The sequence below is a fragment of the Arthrospira sp. PCC 8006 genome, assembly GCF_046480465.1.
GTDB classification, from domain to species: Bacteria; Cyanobacteriota; Cyanobacteriia; order Cyanobacteriales; family Microcoleaceae; genus Limnospira; species Limnospira platensis.
Genome location: NZ_PKGG01000365.1, coordinates 1 through 3089, shown reverse-complemented (window position 1 = coordinate 3089; position 3089 = coordinate 1). Strand labels below are relative to the sequence as shown.

General features: G+C 36.8%; 4 protein-coding genes and 1 pseudogene. All 5 read right to left on the bottom strand.

Annotated features, from left to right (window positions below; genetic code table 11):
• Positions 1-13: 13 nt before the first annotated feature.
• A pseudogene (locus B9T16_RS27330) lies at positions 14-262 on the bottom strand (hypothetical protein).
• Positions 263-399: 137 nt separating this feature from the next.
• Positions 400-591 (bottom strand): hypothetical protein, encoded by a 192-nt coding sequence (locus tag B9T16_RS27325; protein WP_014274621.1) that lies wholly within the window; start codon positions 589-591, stop codon positions 400-402.
• Between the two features lie 57 nt (positions 592-648).
• Positions 649-858, bottom strand: a complete 210-nt coding sequence (locus tag B9T16_RS27320; protein ID WP_006616304.1) for a hypothetical protein — start codon at positions 856-858, stop codon at positions 649-651.
• A gap of 1445 nt (positions 859-2303) precedes the next feature.
• On the bottom strand, positions 2304-2582 hold the full coding sequence (locus B9T16_RS27315) for a hypothetical protein (protein ID WP_410246248.1): 279 nt from the start codon (positions 2580-2582) through the stop codon (positions 2304-2306).
• A 53-nt stretch (positions 2583-2635) separates the two neighbouring features.
• A complete protein-coding gene (locus B9T16_RS27310; protein ID WP_006616301.1) occupies positions 2636-2917 on the bottom strand; it encodes a hypothetical protein in 282 nt (93 codons plus the stop codon).
• Positions 2918-3089: the final 172 nt, after the last annotated feature.

Here is a 3089-nt window from a genome sequence, read left to right as displayed (position 1 = left end):
TACTGGTAATAACTTAGGCATTGAAGTCACCCCCCATAAAGATATCGCTACTGTAACCATTGCCACTAAAGTCGGACATAAATGATACTGGTTGAATAACTGTCTCTTGAGACGATACCCATTTTTTCTATACCGTCATAAAATCAACAGCGGCGTTATGAGCTATTTCGGCTAATTTCATCCTGGTATCTTGGTTAGCGTAGGGGATATATCGTGACATCATTTGAGCGTAAATATCACGTGCTAATTCCGCGATCACCATTAACCTTGCTTGTTCTTAGTTCATGGTTTTGTGTTTCCTGTTTTGACGAAATTATTTAACTTACTTGAGGATTTATGGCATGATTAAAACTCATCGTCATTTTCTTATTCGTATTGCTTGATTTTTTAGTCCAACAATTAATTGATTGCTGTAATCAAGGAATTGTGCATAACCAGAAAAGTGCTTTCAAGCTCCAACAGACGACATTCATCAAATTGTGTAGGACAATCGGCAAGTTCTACAGCGTCCAATATAGAGACTAGCTTGCTGCTTAACCTATCACTAAGATAGGTATTTGGGTTAAGTAGTTTACCCAAGTCAATTGTCATGGTTTTATCCTATTAGTGTGTTGTTTGCCGTAGTTTACCGTCATCGCGGACGGGTATTTACTGGACTTTATCTATTAAGTGCTTTGTGTAATTCAGTTCCTTAATCAGCAATTGCTTTTTAAGTTCAGTAATGGTTAATTCTTTTTCGCAATCATCTAGTATTGACTTTAATGTAGCCAAACCATCTTCTTTATTAATGTTGTAAACTAAACTGTCTACCATAGTATTAAACTTCACAAACATCTGATTGTTGATATCTGCCATCATTGTGTTATTCTCCTAGGTCAATGAACTAATTGGAAGTCAAATGATTTGCTTCCACAGGTTTTTACCGTTGACATTAATCATGTGATATCCTCTGTTTTTCATGAAATTGGTTAATTCATTAACAGTAACCCTTGAATCTAAATAACCATCATTTTTGGCGGTTTCTATGGCTATCTTCAGAGTCTTAGGATCAATGTCTGTAAATGGTTCGATTAATTCAGGAAAACCTGCTTTTGTGGCTGGCTTATTTTGCTTAGTTTTGCTCTCAATACTTGGAGCGATAAAATGGTCTAAGAATTGTTCTGTTCCGCTAGATACTGCGAATATTTTGGTTTCTGCTAATTCCCAGTAACGGTTAAATGCTTTGATTTAATTATCTATTGATGTTTTGTATATCATTGAATGAGTAGCAATTACATCAATGGATAATCTGTAGTTAGCTATATCTTGTTTCCTTTTTTGTAGTCCTCTTTTGGTTTTAGCGTAATTAGTGCAATTATTCATATCTCTCCAAAAAATTTCTAAGCGAGATGATATATTACCAAGATTTATATCCTCAATATCCGAAAGTTCTGACAATTCAAATTGATTCCCTGCAGATTCTTAACTTGTCATTGATTGTCTCTTTTTAAACCACATAGGAAACATCCTTATTTTAAGTTCGTTAAGTTCCCAAAACGTCCATAAAGGATGTATTGAGTTAATTACTTTTAAAGCGAAAGCATTAAAAATCATGTTGTGACCGGGTGTTTGGCTGCTAATTGTTATTCGACTATTTTTCCTGTTTAAGACTTTAAACAGTGAAAGCATATTTTCATTTTCAATTAATAAATTGGGGGGTGATATCCTCCCAAACCAATAAAAAATTACGTTCAAACTCCCTTTGTAACGGGTCGTAATATCAATATCTTTCTGGCTGTATCTTGCTTGTTTCTCAGTGAAGCAAATGTGCTGTTAGCTAACACTGTGTCGGTGCGATACAGTGAAGCCGCAATAGTAGCTATCTGGCTTTTACCCGTTCCACTAGACCCCCAAAGAAACAGACACCCAGCGGTTGACATTAGCGTAACAGGTGAGCAAATAAAGCTAGTAATAATTGGGAATTGAACATCCGGATAGGGTAGGATAGCACAAGCCCTACATATTGACTCAACTTGTGTCCCTAATGTACCGTCAACAATTATTTCCTCTAACTCATCTGCCATTGAATCGCGTATTAGTCTATAATCAACATAGTCCTCAGACATGGTAGTAACCTCTTAGTGTGTTGGCTTGCTGTCTGGTAGTTATCCCCCCAATATTGGGGGAATATTTTATGTTAATTAGCTGAGTTTCATCAGCTCAATTAACGCGATTAGGGTATCAGGGTCTAATTTTTGAACCTTGTTGTATAAGCTGTCAAAATCAGGTTCATAGTCAAGGATTTTAGCAGTAAAATATACTCGTTATTCCCAGGTTTTGGATTTGGGTTTACCACCAAAGCCACCATTTTTTTTGCCAGACTTTAACTCAACAAAATCAATGGCTTCTTGTAGAGTGTAGCCAGAAATAGTAGATTCAAAGGTATCTAACGCTGTACTGTATTCAAGAATAAATTCCGCTAAATCGTGCTTATTATTGGCTGAATCAAAATCATTTGAATCAGTGGTATTATCTAATTCAAGGAGTCGCTCGGCTACCCGTGTGGCTGATTGTCCTAGATTTACAGTTCCGGTAAACATCATCGTGCCGTTAGTTAGCAGCTTGTCACCTTCGACTAGGTGAAGTAGTGCTAATTCTACTGAGGTTGGCTTGTACTTCCGTTTTTCCCTTGATACTCGCTTGAATATTCTTCAATGCAGAAACGTACAGCAATTAATTGTTCCTCAAATTTCCAGCTTCTGTCATTAAAGTTCTGAAAATCACCGCTTAATCCGACACCAACGAGCCATAGGTGAGGTTGCTGTACGAGAAACATAGCGCTAGTAATTTCCAGGAATGTGCCTGATTCTCCAGATTTAACTGCACTACAAAACGCGAATTTATCGTCATCTCTTTTACCGTAATATCCAATACTCATGATTACTCTTCCTTAGTTAATTGTTGATTGTTGATTGTGTTAGGTGATTTGATTCTGGCTGCAATTTGGCGACAACCATACCAAAACATTGGATTACCGGATAGCTGAACTCTAAACTGTGATTGTTTAGTTAGCTTAATAATTGCAGAGCCTTGATAATCACCACGTGTTC

Excerpts from the sequence above, each read along its gene's own strand:
- B9T16_RS27320 (WP_006616304.1), bottom strand. The coding sequence starts at position 858 with ATGATGGCAGATATCAACAATCAGATGTTTGTGAAGTTTAATACTATG.
- B9T16_RS27315 (WP_410246248.1), bottom strand. The coding sequence starts at position 2,582 with ATGATGTTTACCGGAACTGTAAATCTAGGACAATCAGCCACACGGGTA.
- B9T16_RS27325 (WP_014274621.1), bottom strand. The coding sequence starts at position 591 with ATGACAATTGACTTGGGTAAACTACTTAACCCAAATACCTATCTTAGT.
- B9T16_RS27310 (WP_006616301.1), bottom strand. The coding sequence starts at position 2,917 with ATGAGTATTGGATATTACGGTAAAAGAGATGACGATAAATTCGCGTTT.